The 19,424-nt window shown below is 39.1% G+C and carries 20 protein-coding genes; 8 read left to right on the top strand and 12 right to left on the bottom strand.

Annotated features, from left to right (window positions below; genetic code table 11):
* Positions 1-22: 22 nt before the first annotated feature.
* Positions 23-925: an NUDIX domain-containing protein gene (locus tag J678_RS05000; RefSeq protein ID WP_017393813.1), complete on the bottom strand. Its 903-nt coding sequence runs from the start codon at positions 923-925 to the stop codon at positions 23-25.
* A 136-nt stretch (positions 926-1,061) separates the two neighbouring features.
* Here J678_RS05000 and hemP point away from each other — a divergent pair, with 136 nt between their 5' ends.
* A complete protein-coding gene (hemP, locus tag J678_RS04995; RefSeq protein WP_000993415.1) occupies positions 1,062-1,232 on the top strand; it encodes a hemin uptake protein HemP in 171 nt (56 codons plus the stop codon).
* Positions 1,233-1,297: 65 nt separating this feature from the next.
* Here hemP and J678_RS04990 read toward each other — a convergent pair whose 3' ends face one another.
* From J678_RS04990 to J678_RS04975, 4 genes are all read right to left on the bottom strand, one after another.
* Entirely contained in the window at positions 1,298-2,656 is a 1,359-nt protein-coding gene (locus J678_RS04990; protein ID WP_004886224.1) for a sensor histidine kinase, read from the bottom strand.
* Entirely contained in the window at positions 2,653-3,315 is a 663-nt protein-coding gene (locus J678_RS04985; protein ID WP_017393814.1) for a response regulator transcription factor, read from the bottom strand. Before J678_RS04985 ends, J678_RS04990 begins: the two co-directional genes overlap by 4 nt.
* A gap of 104 nt (positions 3,316-3,419) precedes the next feature.
* A complete protein-coding gene (locus J678_RS04980; RefSeq protein WP_002049212.1) occupies positions 3,420-3,770 on the bottom strand; it encodes a NirD/YgiW/YdeI family stress tolerance protein in 351 nt (116 codons plus the stop codon).
* A gap of 75 nt (positions 3,771-3,845) precedes the next feature.
* Positions 3,846-5,603: a GspE/PulE family protein gene (locus J678_RS04975; protein WP_004886218.1), complete on the bottom strand. Its 1,758-nt coding sequence runs from the start codon at positions 5,601-5,603 to the stop codon at positions 3,846-3,848.
* A gap of 288 nt (positions 5,604-5,891) precedes the next feature.
* On the opposite strand from J678_RS04975, the gene J678_RS04970 reads away from it, so the two are divergent.
* Positions 5,892-7,160 (top strand): MgtC/SapB family protein, encoded by a 1,269-nt coding sequence (locus J678_RS04970; RefSeq protein ID WP_017393815.1) that lies wholly within the window; start codon positions 5,892-5,894, stop codon positions 7,158-7,160.
* Positions 7,161-7,170: 10 nt separating this feature from the next.
* Here J678_RS04970 and tsaA read toward each other — a convergent pair whose 3' ends face one another.
* Positions 7,171-7,899, bottom strand: coding sequence for a tRNA (N6-threonylcarbamoyladenosine(37)-N6)-methyltransferase TrmO (gene tsaA / locus J678_RS04965; RefSeq protein ID WP_079377489.1), 729 nt, complete (start codon positions 7,897-7,899; stop codon positions 7,171-7,173).
* A 104-nt stretch (positions 7,900-8,003) separates the two neighbouring features.
* Between tsaA and J678_RS04960 the strand changes: the two genes are divergently transcribed.
* Positions 8,004-8,783, top strand: coding sequence for a ferredoxin--NADP reductase (locus tag J678_RS04960; protein ID WP_002049093.1), 780 nt, complete (start codon positions 8,004-8,006; stop codon positions 8,781-8,783).
* Between the two features lie 54 nt (positions 8,784-8,837).
* Here the strand turns inward: J678_RS04960 and J678_RS04955 are convergent, their stop codons facing one another.
* Positions 8,838-9,707, bottom strand: coding sequence for a PhzF family phenazine biosynthesis protein (locus J678_RS04955; protein WP_017393817.1), 870 nt, complete (start codon positions 9,705-9,707; stop codon positions 8,838-8,840).
* Positions 9,708-9,937: 230 nt separating this feature from the next.
* Between J678_RS04955 and J678_RS04950 the strand changes: the two genes are divergently transcribed.
* The 4 genes from J678_RS04950 (at position 9,938) to abeS (ending at position 13,661) form a co-directional block, all read left to right on the top strand.
* The gene (locus tag J678_RS04950) at positions 9,938-11,404 is read left to right on the top strand and encodes a PLP-dependent aminotransferase family protein (protein WP_079377486.1); all 1,467 of its coding nucleotides are present in this window, start codon (positions 9,938-9,940) and stop codon (positions 11,402-11,404) included.
* 56 nt (positions 11,405-11,460) lie between these two features.
* Positions 11,461-12,831 carry a tRNA 5-hydroxyuridine modification protein YegQ gene (gene yegQ, locus J678_RS04945; RefSeq protein ID WP_017393819.1) on the top strand — a complete coding sequence of 457 codons (1,371 nt, stop codon included), beginning with the start codon at positions 11,461-11,463 and terminating at the stop codon, positions 12,829-12,831.
* A gap of 2 nt (positions 12,832-12,833) precedes the next feature.
* Positions 12,834-13,097: a YfhL family 4Fe-4S dicluster ferredoxin gene (locus J678_RS04940; protein WP_017393820.1), complete on the top strand. Its 264-nt coding sequence runs from the start codon at positions 12,834-12,836 to the stop codon at positions 13,095-13,097.
* 234 nt (positions 13,098-13,331) lie between these two features.
* On the top strand, positions 13,332-13,661 hold the full coding sequence (gene abeS, locus J678_RS04935) for a multidrug efflux SMR transporter AbeS (protein WP_004886197.1): 330 nt from the start codon (positions 13,332-13,334) through the stop codon (positions 13,659-13,661).
* Positions 13,662-13,731: 70 nt separating this feature from the next.
* On the opposite strand, the gene J678_RS04930 is transcribed toward abeS, so the two are convergent.
* From J678_RS04930 to adeL, 5 genes are all read right to left on the bottom strand, one after another.
* Positions 13,732-14,508, bottom strand: coding sequence for an ABC transporter ATP-binding protein (locus J678_RS04930; RefSeq protein WP_000438610.1), 777 nt, complete (start codon positions 14,506-14,508; stop codon positions 13,732-13,734).
* A gap of 9 nt (positions 14,509-14,517) precedes the next feature.
* Positions 14,518-15,231 (bottom strand): ABC transporter permease, encoded by a 714-nt coding sequence (locus tag J678_RS04925; RefSeq protein WP_002049239.1) that lies wholly within the window; start codon positions 15,229-15,231, stop codon positions 14,518-14,520.
* Positions 15,228-15,917, bottom strand: a complete 690-nt coding sequence (locus J678_RS04920; RefSeq protein WP_017393821.1) for an ABC transporter permease — start codon at positions 15,915-15,917, stop codon at positions 15,228-15,230. The genes J678_RS04925 and J678_RS04920 overlap by 4 nt, the downstream gene beginning before the upstream one ends.
* A 91-nt stretch (positions 15,918-16,008) precedes the next feature.
* The gene (locus J678_RS04915) at positions 16,009-16,794 is read right to left on the bottom strand and encodes an ABC transporter substrate-binding protein (RefSeq protein WP_002049251.1); all 786 of its coding nucleotides are present in this window, start codon (positions 16,792-16,794) and stop codon (positions 16,009-16,011) included.
* 176 nt (positions 16,795-16,970) lie between these two features.
* Complete coding sequence (gene adeL / locus J678_RS04910) at positions 16,971-18,002, bottom strand: multidrug efflux transcriptional repressor AdeL (RefSeq protein ID WP_002049092.1); 1,032 nt, start codon at positions 18,000-18,002, stop codon at positions 16,971-16,973.
* Positions 18,003-18,199: 197 nt separating this feature from the next.
* Here adeL and adeF point away from each other — a divergent pair, with 197 nt between their 5' ends.
* Positions 18,200-19,420 carry a multidrug efflux RND transporter periplasmic adaptor subunit AdeF gene (gene adeF, locus J678_RS04905; protein ID WP_017393822.1) on the top strand — a complete coding sequence of 407 codons (1,221 nt, stop codon included), beginning with the start codon at positions 18,200-18,202 and terminating at the stop codon, positions 19,418-19,420.
* The last annotated feature ends 4 nt before the right edge of the window (positions 19,421-19,424 follow it).

Raw genomic sequence — 19,424 nt, 5'->3', positions numbered from 1 at the left:
CTTTTAATGCTTTTATGTCTTTTTAAAAATTACGAATACCTGCCAAGCCATACGCACCATATTGCTGTGCTGTGGCTAAATCATCAGGACTCATGCCCCCTAAAGCAAAGACGGGAATCTGGCATTTGTCAATTAAGTCAGCAAAACGATCCCACCCTAATGCGATAGCGTCAGGATGGGTCTCTGTTACTTTGACAGGGCTTACAAAAACAGCATCACAACCAATTTGCTGAGCATGCTGTAAAGAAACCGCATCGTGGCAAGCAGCAATAAAACGTACTCCCACTTCTAAGTCGCCTTTATGCAAACTCATTAATTGAGACTGTTTAAGATGTACTGTTCTTATACGGCTTTTTAAATCAGGTTTTAGTTTGTGCCAAGTATCGACATTCACGATTAATTTTGAAAGCTGATTTGTATCTAAAAGAGCTAATTTTTCTAGATCATCCTCACTAACATTATCTTTTTCACTGCGCCAATACACTAAAATTTCATCATTTTCGGGTAGTGTGAGCGTAGCGCTAATTTTAATAAAATGTGGCCAATACAATCTTTTAATAATATCTTTATTGGCTTTCGGGAAGTTTAAGTTAACTAGCTGATCACGCGTATACCATGTCCAAGGCTGATGAATAAGATTTAATAATTCATCAGGTACATAGCTATGGAACAAATGAAGGTTGACGATAATGTCATCATATTCATGGTGAATATAATCAAACTGATGCCAATCTTTTAAACCAATACCGACTTCTTCATAAATTTCACGGCGGCATGCTTCTTCAGGCGTTTCACCCTGCTCAAACTTTCCTCCTGGAAACTCATGCTTTCCACCTTGATGCTGCTGTTCACCACGCCATCCAACTAATATTTTTCCGCGATGAATTAAGATAGCTATTGCGACATCGACTATCGGTTTAGGCATTTTTCTACTCACTCAAATTTTTCCCAAGTGTAAGCAAATTTTATCAATTTATAAATTCTTTAAAATCTCATTGACAGATCTATTCGATAATGATTATCATTTAAATCGTTCAAGAATATACCACGGAGCACAACAAATGAACGCACCTTTTAGCTTATTTACTCGTAACACTGACTCAGCTCATGCCTTACCAATGCTGCATTCTAACAACCTATTTGCATTAGGTCGTGAAATTCGAATTATGCATGCTGGCGAGGAATACCGACTACGCCTTACTCGCAATAACCGTCTCATTTTAACTAAATAAGAACTACCCTCGCGTTTCAATAATATTCGTGGGAAAACAAAAAATGGATAGCATGGGCAACCATGCTATTTTTGTATTTCATGATTAAAAGGCAATGTCACCTCAACTTTTAAGCCACCTTGGTTTGCATGCATAAATTGCAGTTCCCCACCATGGAGTTGAATAATTTTTTTAGTAATTGATAGTCCTAATCCTGAGCCTTGTTGCTGCGTACCTAATACACGAAAAAAACGCTGTCCTAGACGTCTTAAAACTTCATCATCTACGCCATTTCCAGTGTCTTCTATAGAAATTTTTAATTGTTGCTGATCATGACTGAGCTCAACATGAATAAAACCCAACATAGGACTATAGCGAATAGCATTATCAAACAGATTTCTAAAAGCAATGAAAAGTAATTCTTCATTTGCAAATATTTTGGTTTCATTTGACAAAATATTTGTCTCAATCATCATTTGTTTGGCTTGTGCATCCATACTTACAGTTTCAATTACTCGAGCCAATAGATGGTTTAAATCAATCACACTCTTAAAAAGTTCTGGTTGTTCTATTTCATTAGGTTCCAAACGAGCAAGAAGCAGTAAATTTTCAAGAATTTTGGTACTTCTTGAAACGTCTTCCTGGATGCGTTCAAAGTCTTGATCAAGCTCTGGAATATGCTGATATTTACGTTGTAAAACTTGCAGACGCATTTGTATGGCAGATAAAGGTGAACGTAACTCATGTGATGCATCTGCGGTAAATCGCTGTTCAGCAACGAGTGCCCTTTGGAGCCTTGCAAGTAACTGGTTTAATGCATCTATGACAGGTTGAATTTCTGTAATGACATCTGGGTCTTGAATCGGTTCTAAATTTGATGCGGTTTTTTGAGCAATACGTTTAGAGAGTAGATTGAGAGCCGCCAATTGTTGTTCGGTACGCCAACTTACAATGACCCATTGTAGTAGCCAGAACAAAACCATAAGACCACTATATCCAGCGAGTGCTTTGAGTACCTCTTCAACACGAGTACTCATGGGTTGAAAAACCTCAACTTGCAGCTCTGAATCTTTTTGTTGTGCGGCCAGACTACGCCATAATTGACCATCAAACCAAAAATATGAAAAACCGTTTGATAAATTGCCTTGTTCAAAAAGTTCATGTTGGTAGGTATGAGAATGAGTAAGCAATTGACCAGAATTTAATAATTCATACTGAATATCAAACTCATCACTGAGCTCGTCAAATTGTCTCATAGAATGTTTAGAGAGATCAGAAACCAGTAAGGTATCTGAAATTTCATCCATGATTTCATCTTGCACTGACATGTTGTGATAAATCGAAAATATGGTAAGCAAACTTAAAGCGAGCAGTCCCACCACGATACTGCTCCACATAGTGGTTTTAACCAGTTGAGACTGCAAAGAGGAGCGATTCGTTTTCATTTTAAATCTCCCATACGGTAGCCTAGTCCCCGTATGGTTTTAATACTGCTACTGCCGATTTTTTTTCGAAGTTGATAGATAAAAACCTCTATTGCATTACTTTCAATCTCGTCCCCCCATGCATAGAGCGCTTCTTCTAATTGATCCCGAGTAATAATATGTTCAGGATGAACCATGAGCTTACGTAAAATTTGGAACTCTTTCGCTGTTAAATCAATGGAATTTCCGGCCAACGATACAACTTTTGCTTGAGTATCGAGATGTAAATCTCCCCATATTAGAATCGATTGCTGACTTAAAGTTTGATTACGTAATTGAGCACGGATTCGGGCAGATAACTCTTCTAGGCTAAAAGGTTTAATCAAGTAATCATTTGCGCCTAAATCTAGTCCCTCTACCCGGTCATGAATGCTGTCACGCGCTGTAATAAAAATGACAGGTACATTTTTTTGTTTATAACGGATTATTGTTAAGACTTTTTCACCTGCCAGTTGAGGTAAACCTCGATCAAGTAAAATACAATCATAGTCATGCTGCTCAATCGCAGTAAGGGCATAATCACCTCTTTCGACCCAATCGACTTGATAGCCATCTAACTCTAACCAAGATTGAATACTTTCCGCTTGAGAGCGATCATCTTCTGCAAGCAAAATTCTCATCTATTTTTCCTGTTATATTCTGTCTTGATCTTGCCAAGCCTTTATTAAAAAAGCAAAGCCGCATCATCAGTGCGGCTATAAATATTATAAGTAAAGTCCAGTGCTTAAAACTGGATTTGTTCTACATCAATTTCTACATGTTTTGAGGGTTTAAAGTCTATATCTACTTCACCAACTAAACCAATATTAGTTGTTGGGGAAATAGGATGACCTTGCCAAAGCTCATCATCTACATTAATAGTGATAGTACCTGTTTTATCTCGGAACTGATATTTCTCATCTCCAATAGATTTCACGACTTGTCCATGTAGTTTTACAGGCGTATCGTCTTTTGCCGTTAATGCTTGCTTAACAGTAGTGACCGTTGCAGATATAGCCGCTGCTTGACTCATAGATATAGGAGCTAGCGCTATACCAGTAAGCGCTGTCATCAAGATCACTTTAAATGCTTTCATAAAATCACCTATTTGATTATATCTTGGAATGACATCAGTAAAACAAGCATAAATGAGGTGAATCTTAAGAAAATTTTAGTTTAATGGAACAACTCTTAATACCTCTTCTAAAGTGGTAAGCCCTTCAATGACTTTATGTGCTCCCGCAATTCTCAAAGGCTCTACACTTTCTTTTTTGGTTTGGCTTCGTAGTTCATTTAATGTCGCATGGCTGCTAATAAGATGCTTAAGCTCAAGACTAACTGGCATAAACTCATAAATACCAACTCGACCTTTATAGCCCGTATGTCGGCATTGTTCACACCCTACTGCTTGATAAACTTTTTCAGGCATTTCCATAATATAGTCAAATGTTAGGTGCTGCCATTCTTCCTCATTTATATGAGTTTCTTGTTTACAGTGTGGGCAAAGTCGTCGCACTAAACGCTGAGCCAATACCCCTAAAATAGTCGCTGCTGTTAAAAATGGTTGTACGCCTAAATCGTGTAAACGGGTCAAACTAGACGGCGCATCATTGGTATGTAAAGTTGATAAAACCAAATGACCTGTGAGTGCTGCCTGAATGGCCATATTTGCAGTATCTTGGTCACGAATTTCCCCAATCATAATAATGTCTGGGTCTTGACGCATCAGGGCACGCACACCATCAGCAAAGCCCAGCTCAATTGCATTATTGACCTGCATTTGGTTAAAACTAGGCTCTAGCATTTCTATCGGGTCTTCAATGGTACAGACATTGACCTGCTCGGTTGCAAGCTGCTTTAAAGAAGAATATAGCGTTGTGGTTTTACCAGAACCTGTTGGACCAGTAACCAAAATAATGCCGTGACTATTTTGTGTTATGCGTTGCCATTGTTGCAGCAATGACTGGTCAAAACCCAATTGCTGAAAGGAACGTACCAGTACATCTGGATCAAAAATACGCATAACCAGTTTTTCACCAAACGCTGTTGGTAAGGTAGATAAACGGAGCTCGGTTTCTTGCCCTTTCGGTGTGCGTGTTTTTAACCGACCATCTTGCGGTTTACGTTTTTCCGCTACATTTAATCGCCCTAAAATTTTAATTCGGGAAATCACGGCAGTCAGTGTATTTGAGGGCATGTTATAAATGGTATGTAAAACACCATCAATACGGAACCGAACTTTGCCATTGTCTTTACGCGGTTCCATATGAATGTCACTGGCACTTTGTTCAAATGCAAACTGTAAAATCCAGTCAACCAATTTCACAATATGCTGATCATTGGCATCAGGATTCTGTGTATCGCCAAGCTGTAAAAGTGCTTCTACCCCTTTGTTATCACGGTCATGAGCAGCATCTTTCTGAGCTGAATTTACCGCACGGCTAACCTGATAATATTCTCGCAAATAACGTTGCAACTGTTCTGGATTAAGCAGTACCCGTTCAATTTTCTTCGGTGCCAGGCTTCTTTCCAAATTGTTTAACCAATCTGTTTTAAAAGGCTGGTCTGTACCAATCACAATTCGGTCCGCATGGACTTCTACAGCTAAAATATGGTTTCGAATTGCAAACTCTTGTGACATGACTTGAGTTAAAGCGCTTACATCTGCTTTTAAAGGATCAATCACAAATAAAGGTAATTGCGCTCGATCGGCAAACCATTGGCACAGACGGTTTAGACTTAAATGTGCTTGTACGTGCTGTTGGTCTTTTAAATTAAAATGTGCAATCCACTGTAATGGATGCCATTTCAATTGATCTTTTTGTCTATTTGTCGTTTGTACCAGTAATTTGTCCCGTTCAGTAATGCGGCCTTCTTGTAATAGTTGTTCCAGACACCAATGTGCGTCTATTTCTACATGTGCATTCATGTGTTATCCCCAATATATTTTTATAATATAGCAGAGATGTTTTAGATTTAGCTGGTCTAGAAATCTTCAAATTTAGCTTTTAAATATCTTTTAACTTCAATTAATTAAACCAATTCTCAACTTAGATTTTTTTTGTGTCATAGATCATATTTATAAAGATATTTATTATGATAGTTTGATTAAAAAAGAGACTAGGCTCAATACAATTAAAAGCATAAACTGGACATGAATATATGATTTAAAAATGACTGACATCTACATATAACAATAAACCCAAGAGGAAGTATTATGAATCTTCCAATGACAATGTCATTACAAACTGCATCATTTGAAGAATTTATCACTATCATTGCTGCTGCATTGGGCTGCGGGTTATTAATTGGTCTGGAGCGCGAAAGAAGTAAGTTAAAACACGAATATAAAACTTTCGCGGGTTTTCGATCTTTTGCAATTAGCTCCCTACTCGGAGCAATATGCTTTTTATTCGGTACTGAAATTGGAATTGTAGGTGCTCTACTTATAGGCGCGATCAGTATTGTCTCTCTTAAAAATCAGCCTAATGATCCTGGTGTCACCACAGAACTTGCCTTTATTATAACTTACTTCATCGGGGCGCTTTGTATTTGGAATATTTCGCTGGCTGCAGGACTTGCCGTCATCATAACGATTATCTTATTGGCAAAACAATCGATGCATGGCATAGCCAGTCAATGGATTACCGAATCAGAATTGCGCGACGGGATTTTTTTACTGGCATTACTTTTAATTACCTTACCCTTAGTTCCCAATAAACCATTTTGGGGGCCTGTTCTAAACCCTCATGTGATTTTAAAGTTACTGACGTTGATTTTATTTGTGCAAGCCCTCGCACATATTGCAAAGCGGCTTTTATCTTCTAAAAATGCTTTATTACTCTCTTCTTTAGCATCAGGTTTTGTTTCAAGTACCGCCACCATCGCAAGTCTGGGCTTAGAAGTACGCTCTGGTCGTGCAAATGCCAAGACAAATGCAGGTGCAGCATTAATGTCATGTGTTTCCACATTGGTACAAACCTTAATTATTGTCGTCGGTATAAGTTTGGCATGGTTCAAATTTATTATATTTCCAACACTCATTGCATTGGCTTTTTTAGCAGTATGGGCCTTCATTTTATTACGCAAGGCAGAGCCAAGTACGACTTCACCCGAGCTAGATTCCAGAATGTTTAGCTTAAAAGAAGCAATTATTATTGCAGGGACACTTACACTCATTCAGGCAGGCGTTTATGGTCTAAGTCTATATTTGGGAGATGCGGGCTTAATCGCAGGGACCTTACTCGCATCTTTGTTTGAAATACATGCAGCGATTGCAGCAGTAATTGTACAAGGAGAACCGAATAACGCTCATACCTCACTACTCATTGCTTTCATGAGCGGCTTCGCTGTCCATGCGATTGCTAAAAGCATTAACTCGGCTATTTCCGGTGGAATGCGTTATGCCCTTGCTTTTATTCCTGCCCAAATTTTGCATATGACAATATTTATTAGCTTGCTATGGATGAACATACATTGGTTCTAAAATAGCTTTATTAGATAAGCGATTCATCTTTCACCATATCAACAACTGTAATGACATTGCCATTCACTTTAAAATGAATATCAAAATTCGAAAATTTCATTTTATAGACTCGTTCAGGGTCTTCTTGATAGGCAGGTCTAGGGTCTAACGTCAATACTTGTTCTAATTCATCAAGATATTGCGTATTAATTTTTTTATTCTTTAAAAGATATTGCTGGGTAGTGAGTGCAGTTTCCGACCATATGACCGACTTTCGTTCGGGTTCAGCCTGCGCATAACCACTTTGAGCATCAACAATGGCATCTGAATATTGAATATAAGGTTTAATATCTAAAATTGGTGTGCCATTTAATAAATCACTGCCTGTAACGTACACTCTTAATGACTTACCGACTTTTTCAATCTTTTTTAAACGTACTACAGATAAACCCACAGGCGCTGGACGATACATACTGCGTGTTGCAAACACACCAATTTTTTCATTGCCCCCTAAACGTGGCGGACGAACCTGAGGCCGAAACTTAGTTGCAGTCTCCTGATTTTTATTGTCATGAAACTGCCAAATGAGCCAAAGATGACTAAATTGTTCGATTCCCTCAAAAGCCAACAAGTCGTTATAAGGTTCTACCATCTCGATATAAGATTCGATATTAACCAAATTAGGCTGACGTGGAATACCAAATTTTTCTCGAAAAGGTGAGCACATGTGCCCGACTATTGGGAGGGTGACAGAATTCATCATCACTTTTTCTTATAAACACAATTAAATATATTCAGTTTATCGGGAATGAAATTAGATTAGAATAGCAATCTGTTTTCTTTTAATCGTGATCGAGACCTTTAATGGCTGCTTTTAACGTTGAACGCATTACTCATGTGCACCACTGGAATGACACCCTTTTCAGTTTTAAAACTACACGCGACACTAGCTTACGTTTTAAAAATGGTCAGTTCGTGATGATCGGACTTGAAGTGAATGGCAAACCGTTAATGCGTGCATATTCGATTGCAAGTGCAAACTACGAAGAAGAGTTAGAGTTCTTCTCGATTAAAGTACCAGATGGTCCTTTAACTTCAATTTTGCAAAAAGTACAAGTTGGTGACGAAATTTTAGTTTCTAAAAAACCAACAGGTACTTTAGTTCATGATGATCTTTTACCCGGTAAAAACTTGTACCTTTTATCTTCTGGTACTGGTCTTGCTCCATTCTTATCAATTATTCGTGACCCAGAAACTTACGAACGCTTTGAAAAAGTAATTGTTGTTCATGGTACACGCTATATTTCTGAATTAGCTTATCAAGACTTAATCTTGAACGAATTACCAAACCATGAATTCTTTGAAGAGTTAGGTATTAAAGACAAACTTGTTTATTACCCTACTGTTACTCGCGAACCTTTCCACACACAGGGCCGTGTAACAACTGCAATTGAAACTGGCGCTTTATTTGAAAAAATCGGTTTACCACGTTTCAACCGTGAAACTGACCGTGCAATGCTTTGCGGTAGCCCTGCATTCTTAAAAGACGTTGCCGCATTACTTGACCAACATGGTTTAGTTGAATCACCTCGCATGGGTGAAATGGGCGACTATGTGATCGAACGTGCGTTCGTAGAAAAATAAGATTTTTCTAAATAAAAAACCGAGGTAAAGTCCTCGGTTTTTTTATAGCTCTTTTTATAAGGTGATGCTGCCATCAATACAGGTAACAGCTGTTCCACCCACTAAAATTTTATCTTGATTCAATTCAAGCTTAAGTTGTCCATTGCGCCCTAAAGCGCGACCTTGTGAAGAAAGCACAAGGTCATTTTGTGCTGGCAAAATACCATAGTAACGAATAAAAGACGCTACACTCCCATTACCACTACCACAAACTGGATCTTCGTTTACACCACATGAAGGCGCAAATGAACGGACCTCTATATGCTTTTCTACATCATCATTTTCATAAAAACCGAAAACTGTCGCACCCGTAACTTTCATTTCTAAATCATGTTCTTTTAGAGCAGCAAAGTCGGGTTGGCTATCTAAAACAGCCTTAGCATTTACAGCTTGTAATACAACCCAACGCGCACCTACATCTATCAATGCTGCATTCCATTGTGTATTAATTTTACATTTTAAAATTTCTGCCAATTTTTCAGTATGCATTGCATCGAGTGGAGTAATTTTAGGCTTAGGGAGTTCAAATGAAATATGCTTTGAATCACTTACAGTCAAAGTCACCAAACCTGCACCGCATTGCTGTACTAGCTTACCTTCTTTAGCAGTCACTATACCCGCTTCAAGCAAAGCATAGGCGGTACCAATTGTGGGATGTCCTGCAAATGGCAACTCACTTTGTGGAGTAAAAATTCGAACCTGATAGTCAGCTTGTGAATCGGTCGCAGGAAGTACAAATGTGGTTTCAGAAAGATTGGTCCAGTTCGCAATGGCTTGCATCTGCTCAGATGTTAAAGTACTGGCATCCATAATGACCGCAACAGGGTTTCCTTTAAATGCTTGTGAAGTAAAAACATCAACTTGTTTAAATGCAACAACAGACATAGACCACTCCTACTGATTTTATAATTAAAAAAATATGGCTTTAAATGCTCACCATTTTTTGATCTTACTAATTTATTTTTGATGGTCACAGTATCAGTTAATATTAAAAATAATAGACACAGTTCTTAAAAATAAATCCTGCTTAAAAGGATTAATCTAAGCGAATAACAATATTTGAGATAAATACCAAATCACTATAAAGTGTATCCATTGCTTTTACTTTTTAATAAATTGACATGTACAAATATAAAAAAGTGAGTGATGACCTCACCCTTCAAATCCAGAATGGTAGGCAGCCTGTAGGTTCTAGGCTGCCTTCAATTCGTGACTGTGCGCAACATTATCAGGTCAGTATTAACACCGTAAAAGAAGCTTATCGTCAGCTTGAAGACCAAGGTTTAATTTCAGTTCGCCCACAGTCTGGCTACTATGTTTGTCATGCGCCTTCAAACTTACTAGAACTCGAAGAGCGTTATGTCAGTGAAGAAAAAGTATCTCTTTCAGGAATTAGCTGTTTTCTCGCACAAATTGTTAAAAAACAGATGGAGCCTGACTATGCCAATTTAGCTCTAGCTTGCCCTACTGGAGAAAACTTCTATCCAATAGAAAGATTAAAACGTTTAACTGCTCAAGTTTTACGGACACAAGCAGACATTTTTAAAAACTATACTTTGCCGCCTGGTTCGTTACGATTACGTACTCAAATTGCTAGGCGAAGCTTACAGCTTGGCATGTTTCTGTCCGCAGATGACATTGTGCTGACTCATGGCACTATGGAGGCTTTAAGTCTCGCAATTATGGCAACCACCCAAGCAGGTGACAGCATAGCGCTTGAGATTCCTACTTTTCATAACCTGTACCCGCTTCTTCATAATTTAGGGCGAAAAATCGTAGAAGTGCCGACTTCGCCGCATACAGGGATGTGTCTAGATGCACTTGAAGAACTCTTAAAATCTAAAAGTGTACAAGCCATATTAACTATTCCAACAGGACATAATCCTCTTGGTTTTAGCATGCCTGAAAGCAACCGCCGGCGTTTAGCAGAGCTTGCCAATCACTTCCAAATTCCGGTTATTGAAGATGCAATGTATGCTGAACTACAACTCACTGAGCCTCTCCTACCCAACATTAAGGCATTTGACCAAAATGGATGGGTCTTGGTCTGTGGTAGCTATACCAAAACTGTGGCACCTGACTATCGAATTGGTTGGCTAGAAGCTGGACGCTTTCGTAATATTGTGCAGCAAATTAAATTAACAACAACCGTTGCCGAACCAACTTTACTCACCGAAACTTTAGGACTTTTTTTAGAAAATGGTGGTTACGATCTGCATTTACGTCAGCTCAAAAAGCGCTATCAACAACAAATCGATACCATCAACTCTTATATTTGTCGCTATTTTCCACTCGGTACTCGAGTTAGTCGTCCACAAGCTGGATTTATTTTATGGTTAGAGCTACCCGAATCTATTGATACATTAGAACTGTTTCATCAAGCAATGGATGAAAAGATCTTATGTATGCCAGGAATTTTATGTTCGGCTGATAAACGTTTTAGTCATTGTTTACGTATAGCAGCCTGTTTCGAATTAAATCCGAAAATGTTAAATGCTTTGATGCGCTTAGGAGAGTTAGCAAAAAATATGCTACCCGCGCAAAATGATATAACTCAAATTCCTACTAATTCAGTAGGTTGAATCAAAAATGCGGAGTTAATAAAATAAAACCATATATTTTTTATGCCTTTTATTTTATGAAAACCGAACTTCTCTCTCCCGCAGGTTCTCTTAAAAACATGCGCTATGCATTTGCTTATGGTGCAGATGCAGTATACGCAGGCCAACCTCGTTACAGCTTACGTGTACGTAATAATACTTTTGATCATGACAACTTAAAAATCGGAATTGATGAAGCCCACGCTTTGGGTAAGAAGTTTTATGTTGTGGTAAATATTCAGCCACATAACAGCAAATTAAAAAACTTTATACGCGATCTTGAGCCAATTGTGGCTATGCAGCCAGATGCTTTGATTATGTCTGATCCCGGCTTAATTATGATGGTACGTGAGCATTTTCCAGAAATGCAAATTCATCTATCGGTTCAAGCCAACGCTATTAACTGGGCCACTGTTAAATTTTGGAAAGACTACGGCCTAAGTCGTGTGATTTTATCGCGTGAATTATCTTTAGAAGAAATAGAAGAAATCCAGCAACATGTGCCAGATATTGAACTCGAGGTTTTTGTACATGGCGCTCTATGCATGGCCTACTCAGGCCGCTGTTTACTTTCTGGATATATGAACAAGCGTGATGCCAACCAAGGTGCTTGTACCAATGCTTGCCGTTGGGACTATAAACTGCATGAAGCCCAAGAAGATGCAAACGGCGATATAATTCCAGTTACTCAGCTCAATGAGTCAGAAAAGTCTTGCTGCTCATTAGCACAATCAGAAACAACCTCTGTCCAAACTTTACTCGTACAACGTAATAATGAAGAAATGTTTGCTGCCGAAGAAGATGAACACGGCACCTATTTTATGAACTCTAAAGATTTACGTGCGGTACAACATGTAGATCGTTTAACAAAAATGGGCATTGCCTCACTGAAAATTGAAGGCCGTACTAAATCCTATTTTTATTGTGCTCGCACTGCTCAAATTTATCGAAAAGCCATTGATGATGCATTAGCAGGTAAACCTTTTGACCCAAGTTTAATGACCCAACTCGAAGGTTTGGCAAACCGCGGTTACACTGAAGGCTTTTTAAGACGGCATGTACATAGCGAATATCAAAACTATACTGACGGATCATCACACTTTGACTATCAACAATTTTGTGGTGAAGTTTTAGAACGTCACGGCGATTATATTCGCATTGAGGTGAAAAACCGTTTTGTGATTGGCGACTCACTTGAACTCATGACGCCTCAAGGCAATATCAGCTTTACCTTAACCGAAATGCGCGATTTAAAGGGCAATCCAATTACAGATGCTAAAGGTTCGGGACATTTTGTTGAGATTCCACTTTCACAAGATGTTGATGTTAGTTATGCCCTACTCATACGCAATTTGCCGCATGCGAAAGAAAGTATTACTGCCTCTACATTGGCTTATTCAGTGAGTTAAACATGGCCCTTTTGATTACCAATGACTGCATCAATTGTGATATGTGTTTACCCGAATGCCCCAATACAGCTATTTTTGAAGGAAGCAAAGTTTATGAAATTGATTCATCTCGTTGTACCGAGTGTGTAGGCTTTTATGAAGCACCAACTTGTAAAGCGGTTTGCCCAATCGATTGTATAGAACCAGACCCTACACATATTGAAAATAGAGAGCAATTATTAGAGAAATTTAAAGGCCTAAATTTAATCGGCTCATTCTCTTCTTAAAACCATTTAGAGGATCAAGTTAAAATCACTAATCCTCTTAAATGACCATGCAGATCAATGATTGAATAAACGAATAAATAGCTGAGACCACTTTGCTAGTGATAAAATCAATTTATCAGTTCAGTTTGGTTTACTGGTACTTTTGTACCAAAAAATTGAACAATCGTTAAAACTGGTCAAACTATATCAACATTTCATATAGATTGATTAAAACCCTTTCTGGCGCAGCTCCCCATGTCTTATCTTTATTTAGCAATTGCGATTGCTTGTGAAGTTATTGCAACTTCAGCATTAAAAGCATCTCAAGGTTTTACTGTTCCAATTCCGTCTATTATTACGGTTGTGGGTTATGCAATTGCTTTTTATTTACTGTCTCTGACATTAAAAACAATTCCAATCGGAATCGCATATGCCATTTGGTCGGGTGCAGGTATTATTTTAATTTCCGCAATTGGCTGGATATTTTACAAACAACATTTAGACTTGGCTGCCTGCATTGGTTTAGCTTTAATGATCGCGGGTATTGTGATTATTAATGTATTTTCTAAAAATACTCATCTATAAAATATAATTAAAAAGCAACCGAGTATGATGAGAATGTTAAAAAAGTTTCACCATACTCGGTATCAACAGCTTATTTTAAACTACCCGTCAAAAATTGCTTTAAACGTTCACTTTTCGGGTTGTTAAGTACTTCATCAGGATGTCCCTGTTCCTCAATTTTCCCTTGATGTAAGAAAATCACCTGATTAGACACATGACGTGCAAAGCCCATTTCATGTGTGACCACAATCATGGTACGACCTTCTTCAGCCAAGCCTTGCATTACTTTTAGTACTTCACCTACCAACTCTGGATCAAGTGCGCTGGTTGGTTCATCAAATAACATCACTTCCGGTTCCATAGCCAAAGCACGAGCAATTGCTACACGTTGCTGCTGACCACCAGATAAAAATGCCGGATATTTACTCTCAACACTTTCAGGCAATCCAACTTTACGTAGATACTTGCGTGCACACTCTTCTGCTTCAGCACGTTTTACTCCAAGTACATGGATTGGCCCTTCAATGACATTTTCTAGCACTGTCATGTGAGACCATAAATTAAAGTGTTGAAACACCATCATGAGCTGGGTACGCATTTTTTGTAGCTGCTTTGGGTCAACTACTTTTAAATTGCCTTTTTTATCAAAGACTGTGCGTAGTTTTTCACCATTGAGCTTAATCGTGCCATTGCTCGGTTGTTCTAAAAAGTTGATACAACGCAGCAAGGTACTTTTACCTGAACCAGATGAACCAATAATACTAATTACATCACCGGCATTTGCATCAAGTGATATTCCTTTAAGTACTTCATGATCGCCAAATGTTTTGTGTAAATCACGAATCACTAGTTTTGCAACCTGTTCCATTTATGTCTCCTAATGATTCGATGGCTTTAAAAATGCCAACCAACGTTTTTCCAACTTACGAAATATCCAAATCAAAATAAAAGCCAGCACTGCATATAACACCGCAGCAATGCCAAAAGCACTGAAAGTGTCATAGGTTGCTGCATTCACATCACGCGCAATTTTTAAAATGTCGGGAACTGTTGCTGTAAATGCAATGGTTGTGGCATGCAACATTAAAATGACTTCATTGCCGTAAAAAGGCAAAGCACGGCGTAACATCGACGGAATGATAATACGTGTGTAGAGTTTCCATTTTGACATACCAAAAGCTTGAGCAGCTTCAATCTCACCATGTGGAATAGAACGAATCGCTCCAGCGAAGATTTCAGTGGTATATGCACCAGTATTGAGCGCGAATGCCAAAATGGTGCAATTTATGCCCTCTCGAAAGAATGCATCGAGAGTTTGATGTTCATGGACATAATCAAAGCTATAAATACCCGAGTAAATAATTAACAGTTGGATGTACAGTGGTGTGCCACGGAAAACATAGGTAAACAACCAAACTGGACCACGTAACCAGTTATTTTCTGATACTCGTGCAAGTGACAAAGGCACAGCAAGCACAAACCCAATACCAATAGAAAGCACCAATAACCAAGCAGTCATCGCGACACCAGTCATTTGTAGGCCATCAGTCCAAAGGTATGCTTTCCAATATTGTTGAAGGATTTCAATCATAATTGCCCCTTCCTCACACCAGCAGAATAATGACGTTCAAGCCACATTAAGATCAGGTTCGATACGGTAGTAATTAGCAAATAAATAGCGGCAGCCACGATGCTGAAAAAGAACAGTTGCATGGTACTTCTACCTGCATCTTGCGTAATTTTTACAATGTCAGTCAGGCCAATAATGGAAACCAGCGCGGTCGCCTTAATCAAAACTTGCCAGTTGTTACCAATGCCGGGCAATGCAAAACGCATCATTTGAGGGAATAATACACGGTGAAAAACCTGCCACGGCGTCATCCCATAGGCCATTGCTGCTTCAATTTGTCCCCTCGGAACCGATTGAAATGCACCACGAAAGGTCTCGGTAAAATATGCACCATAAATGAACGCTAATGTAATCACCCCAGCCACAAATGGGTTGATATCAATCTGGTCCATTTGCAGTGCTTCAGTAATTTGGTTTAAACCCAACTGCAAGCTATAAAATAACAGCAGCATAATCACTAAGTCAGGCACACTACGGATGAGTGTGGTATAGGCGGTCGCAATATAACGTAAAGCTTTAATATTAGAGAGTTTTGAACTCGCACCAATTAAGCCAATAATGACAGAAAGCAAGAGTGATAACAGCGCAAGCTGTATGGTCATCCATGTTCCGCTGAGAAGGAGTGGCCCGTAGCCAGAAAAAGACATGACTCATCTTCTCCTTAAAAACAATATCTAATATTGATGAGATGAGAATAGATTTAAAAATGTCGGCACTTAGCCGACATTTTTCACATCATTAGTAAATGCTAAAAGAGAAGTATTTTTTCTCGAGTTTCTTGTATGTGCCATCCGCAATGATTGCAGCGAGTGCCTTGTCAATATTCGCTTTCAAGTCTGCATCTTCTTTACGTAAGCCGATAGCCGCACCTACCCCCAATGTTTTGACATCAACCACATTGCCGCCAGCAAAAGAGAAGTTTTTACCTTTCGGTTGTTTTAAGAAAGCGCCATCAACCATGATTGCATCTTGTAAAGTTGCATCCAAACGACCAGACATCATGTCTTGGTAAATCAAATCTTGAGTTGGATAAGGAACAACACTCACACCTTTTGGAGCCCAATAGGTTTTAGCATATGTTTCTTGAATAGTGCCCTGCTGTACACCGACACGCTTACCTTTTAATGAAGTAGGTGTTGGTAACAACGGCGAACCTTTTTTTGCAACCATACGGGTTGGCGTGTTGTAGATTTTGCTGCTAAATAAAATTTGTTTCGCGCGTTCATCAGTAACGGTCATTGATGAAAGAATACCATCAAATTTTTTCGCTTTAAGCGCGGGAATCATCCCGTCAAAAGAGTTTTCCACCCAAACACATTTGGCTTTGAGTTTTGCACAAATTGCATTACCCAAATCAACATCAAAACCAGTTAACTTGCCATCTGGTGTTTTATATTCAAACGGCGCATAAGACGACTCAGTACCAAAACGAATCACCTTCCAATCCTTTGCTTGAACATTCGTTGCAACAGCAGCCAAAACTAAGGTTGTTGAAACGAACATTTTTTTCATAAAGCTTGCCATCTTGAAGCTTCTCCTTAAAATCCTAATAAGGTGATAAAAACTTGAGCAATTTCTAAATTACTCTTCTGCCGAAATAATTGCAATTTCTATACCAGTAAATTAAGGATTTATGAAGATGTCTAAGCAATGAACTGTATTGACGGTTTAAATGTTGAAAAATCAATCAAATTTTAAGATTAAGTTTTGAGTGTATAAGCTTCAGCAATATTGTGCTGCTCGACCAAAGTACGAATTGTATATTCATGACCAGTTTCTTTATCACAGGCAAATTCACATTTCTGGTCGAAAGGTAAAGCCGTACCGCCAAGTAATGGACAGCCTGCAAAAAGTTCAGCGACCCAATCTACAAACACTTTTACTTTGAGCGATAAATGACGATTTTGAAGATAAACTGCTGAAATTGGCATCGGCGCTGGCGTCCACTGAGGCAATACTTCTTTTAACAAACCCGATTCTAGATGGTTAGTAAGCATATAACGTGGGCCTTGAATTATACCAAAACCTTGCAAAGCCAAGTCGATATAAGCATCACCGTCATTTACCGAAACACGTCCACGTACTGATACACTTTTAATTAAGTCATCAACGACAAAATCCCAATCGAAGTTGCGTCCGGTACGGCTTGAAAAGAAGTGAATCGCTTTATGGTTTTTTTGCAAATCTTCAATTGAGGTAGGTTCGCCATATTTTTCTAAATAAATCGGTGAAGCAGCGGTTGCACACTGGAAAGTTCCGATACGACGCGCAATTAAGCTTGAATCTTTTAATTCACCCACCCGAATTGCACAATCAACTGCTTCTCCAACCAAGTCTACAGGTCGGTCATTTAGACCAATCACTAAATCAATATCAGGATAGCGTGCATGAAAATCGCGAAGCCTTGGAATTAAAATTAAACGGCCAATGGATACAGGCACATCAATACGAAGCTGACCTCTTGGCCCCCGCTCTGCATCATGAAAAGAAGATTCAATATCGGAAACATCCGCTAAAATACGGGCTGTCCGATCATAATATACGGCGCCATCCGGTGTGAGACTAATTTTTCGTGTTGTCCGATTCAGCAAACGAACTTGTAAATGCTTCTCTAAAGCCTGAATAGTTGTGGTCACAGAAGCACGCGGTAAACCCAAACTATCAGCTGCTAAACTGAAACTATTTGTTTCAACCACTTTGTTGAACACTCTCATGGCATGAAATAGATCCACACGCACACTCCTATTAATGCATTTCTTTATTCAAATACATCAATTGTTATAAAAATACGAATAGTGTTATCGAATTTAATATATTTATTCGTGATTGACAAACTTTTATGCTCCGTCCATTCCATAAACCCTGTTTCTCCCATACGGACCATAACTAAAAGTCTGAAAACAGGTATCCAAATAACTAGGAGCACCTCATGTCATTTTCCCGCAAACAGTTTGCACTGTCTGCCATCTTTGTCGCCATTTTGGCTACAGGGGGCAGTTTTATGTTTTTACATGAAAATGCCGATGCAAAAGCTGCACCGACCAATGCCCAACAAGCTGCTACTGTTGATGTAGCCCCTGTAGTAAGCAAAACCATTACTGATTGGCAAGAATATTCCGGTCGTTTAGAAGCAATTGATCAAGTTGATATTCGGCCTCAAGTTTCAGGAAAACTTATTGCCGTACATTTCAAAGATGGCAGTCTTGTTAGAAAAGGCGATTTACTATTTACCATTGACCCGCGTCCTTTTGAAGCAGAACTGAATCGTGCAAAAGCCCAGCTTGCTTCAGCTGAAGCACAGGTAACATATACCGCCAGCAATCTTTCGCGTATTCAACGTCTCATTCAGAGTAATGCTGTTTCTCGCCAAGAACTGGATTTAGCCGAAAATGATGCACGTTCAGCGAATGCTAACCTACAAGCCGCTAGAGCTGCTGTCCAATCTGCACGTTTAAATCTGGAATATACCCGTATTACTGCACCAGTCAGCGGCCGGATTTCACGAGCTGAAGTCACCGTGGGCAATGTCGTCTCTGCAGGTAACGGTGCACAGGTCTTAACAAGTTTAGTTTCTGTGTCACGCCTATATGCATCTTTCGATGTTGATGAACAAACTTACCTGAAATATATCAGTAATCAGCGCAATTCTTCGCAAGTACCTGTCTATATGGGACTTGCCAATGAAACAGGCTTTACTCGTGAAGGTACGATCAACTCAATCGACAATAACCTGAATACAACCTCAGGTACGATTCGTGTTCGCGCAACTTTTGACAATCCAAATGGTGTTTTATTACCGGGCCTATATGCACGAATCCGTTTAGGTGGAGGCCAACCTCGCCCAGCGATTCTGATTAGTCCAACCGCGGTTGGTGTCGACCAAGATAAACGCTTTGTTGTAGTCGTTGATGCGAAAAATCAAACTGCTTACCGCGAAGTAAAACTCGGCACACAACAAGATGGCTTGCAAATCGTAAATAGCGGATTACAAGCGGGTGACCGTATTGTAGTGAATGGTTTACAGCGAATTCGTCCGGGTGACCCTGTTACACCGCATCTCGTGCCTATGCCAAATTCACAAATCACTGCTAACGCTACTCCTCCTCAACCTCAGCCAACAGATAAAACATCAACTCCGGCAAAAGGTTAATCAC

It is taken from the genome of Acinetobacter sp. 1424608 (genome assembly GCF_000588255.1).
Classification (GTDB): Bacteria; Pseudomonadota; Gammaproteobacteria; order Pseudomonadales; family Moraxellaceae; genus Acinetobacter; species Acinetobacter nosocomialis.
This window is presented reverse-complemented; position numbering and strand designations above follow the sequence as displayed.

What these genes read in the sequence shown, in the direction of transcription:
- J678_RS05000 (WP_017393813.1), bottom strand. Translation starts at nt 925, where the DNA reads ATGCCTAAACCGATAGTCGATGTCGCAATAGCTATCTTAATTCATCGC.
- hemP (WP_000993415.1), top strand. Translation starts at nt 1,062, where the DNA reads ATGAACGCACCTTTTAGCTTATTTACTCGTAACACTGACTCAGCTCAT.
- J678_RS04990 (WP_004886224.1), bottom strand. Translation starts at nt 2,656, where the DNA reads ATGAAAACGAATCGCTCCTCTTTGCAGTCTCAACTGGTTAAAACCACT.
- J678_RS04985 (WP_017393814.1), bottom strand. Translation starts at nt 3,315, where the DNA reads ATGAGAATTTTGCTTGCAGAAGATGATCGCTCTCAAGCGGAAAGTATT.
- J678_RS04980 (WP_002049212.1), bottom strand. Translation starts at nt 3,770, where the DNA reads ATGAAAGCATTTAAAGTGATCTTGATGACAGCGCTTACTGGTATAGCG.
- J678_RS04975 (WP_004886218.1), bottom strand. Translation starts at nt 5,603, where the DNA reads ATGAATGCACATGTAGAAATAGACGCACATTGGTGTCTGGAACAACTA.
- J678_RS04970 (WP_017393815.1), top strand. Translation starts at nt 5,892, where the DNA reads ATGAATCTTCCAATGACAATGTCATTACAAACTGCATCATTTGAAGAA.
- tsaA (WP_079377489.1), bottom strand. Translation starts at nt 7,899, where the DNA reads ATGAATTCTGTCACCCTCCCAATAGTCGGGCACATGTGCTCACCTTTT.
- J678_RS04960 (WP_002049093.1), top strand. Translation starts at nt 8,004, where the DNA reads ATGGCTGCTTTTAACGTTGAACGCATTACTCATGTGCACCACTGGAAT.
- J678_RS04955 (WP_017393817.1), bottom strand. Translation starts at nt 9,707, where the DNA reads ATGTCTGTTGTTGCATTTAAACAAGTTGATGTTTTTACTTCACAAGCA.
- yegQ (WP_017393819.1), top strand. Translation starts at nt 11,461, where the DNA reads ATGAAAACCGAACTTCTCTCTCCCGCAGGTTCTCTTAAAAACATGCGC.
- J678_RS04940 (WP_017393820.1), top strand. Translation starts at nt 12,834, where the DNA reads ATGGCCCTTTTGATTACCAATGACTGCATCAATTGTGATATGTGTTTA.
- abeS (WP_004886197.1), top strand. Translation starts at nt 13,332, where the DNA reads ATGTCTTATCTTTATTTAGCAATTGCGATTGCTTGTGAAGTTATTGCA.
- J678_RS04930 (WP_000438610.1), bottom strand. Translation starts at nt 14,508, where the DNA reads ATGGAACAGGTTGCAAAACTAGTGATTCGTGATTTACACAAAACATTT.
- J678_RS04925 (WP_002049239.1), bottom strand. Translation starts at nt 15,231, where the DNA reads ATGATTGAAATCCTTCAACAATATTGGAAAGCATACCTTTGGACTGAT.
- J678_RS04920 (WP_017393821.1), bottom strand. Translation starts at nt 15,917, where the DNA reads ATGTCTTTTTCTGGCTACGGGCCACTCCTTCTCAGCGGAACATGGATG.
- J678_RS04915 (WP_002049251.1), bottom strand. Translation starts at nt 16,794, where the DNA reads ATGGCAAGCTTTATGAAAAAAATGTTCGTTTCAACAACCTTAGTTTTG.
- adeF (WP_017393822.1), top strand. Translation starts at nt 18,200, where the DNA reads ATGTCATTTTCCCGCAAACAGTTTGCACTGTCTGCCATCTTTGTCGCC.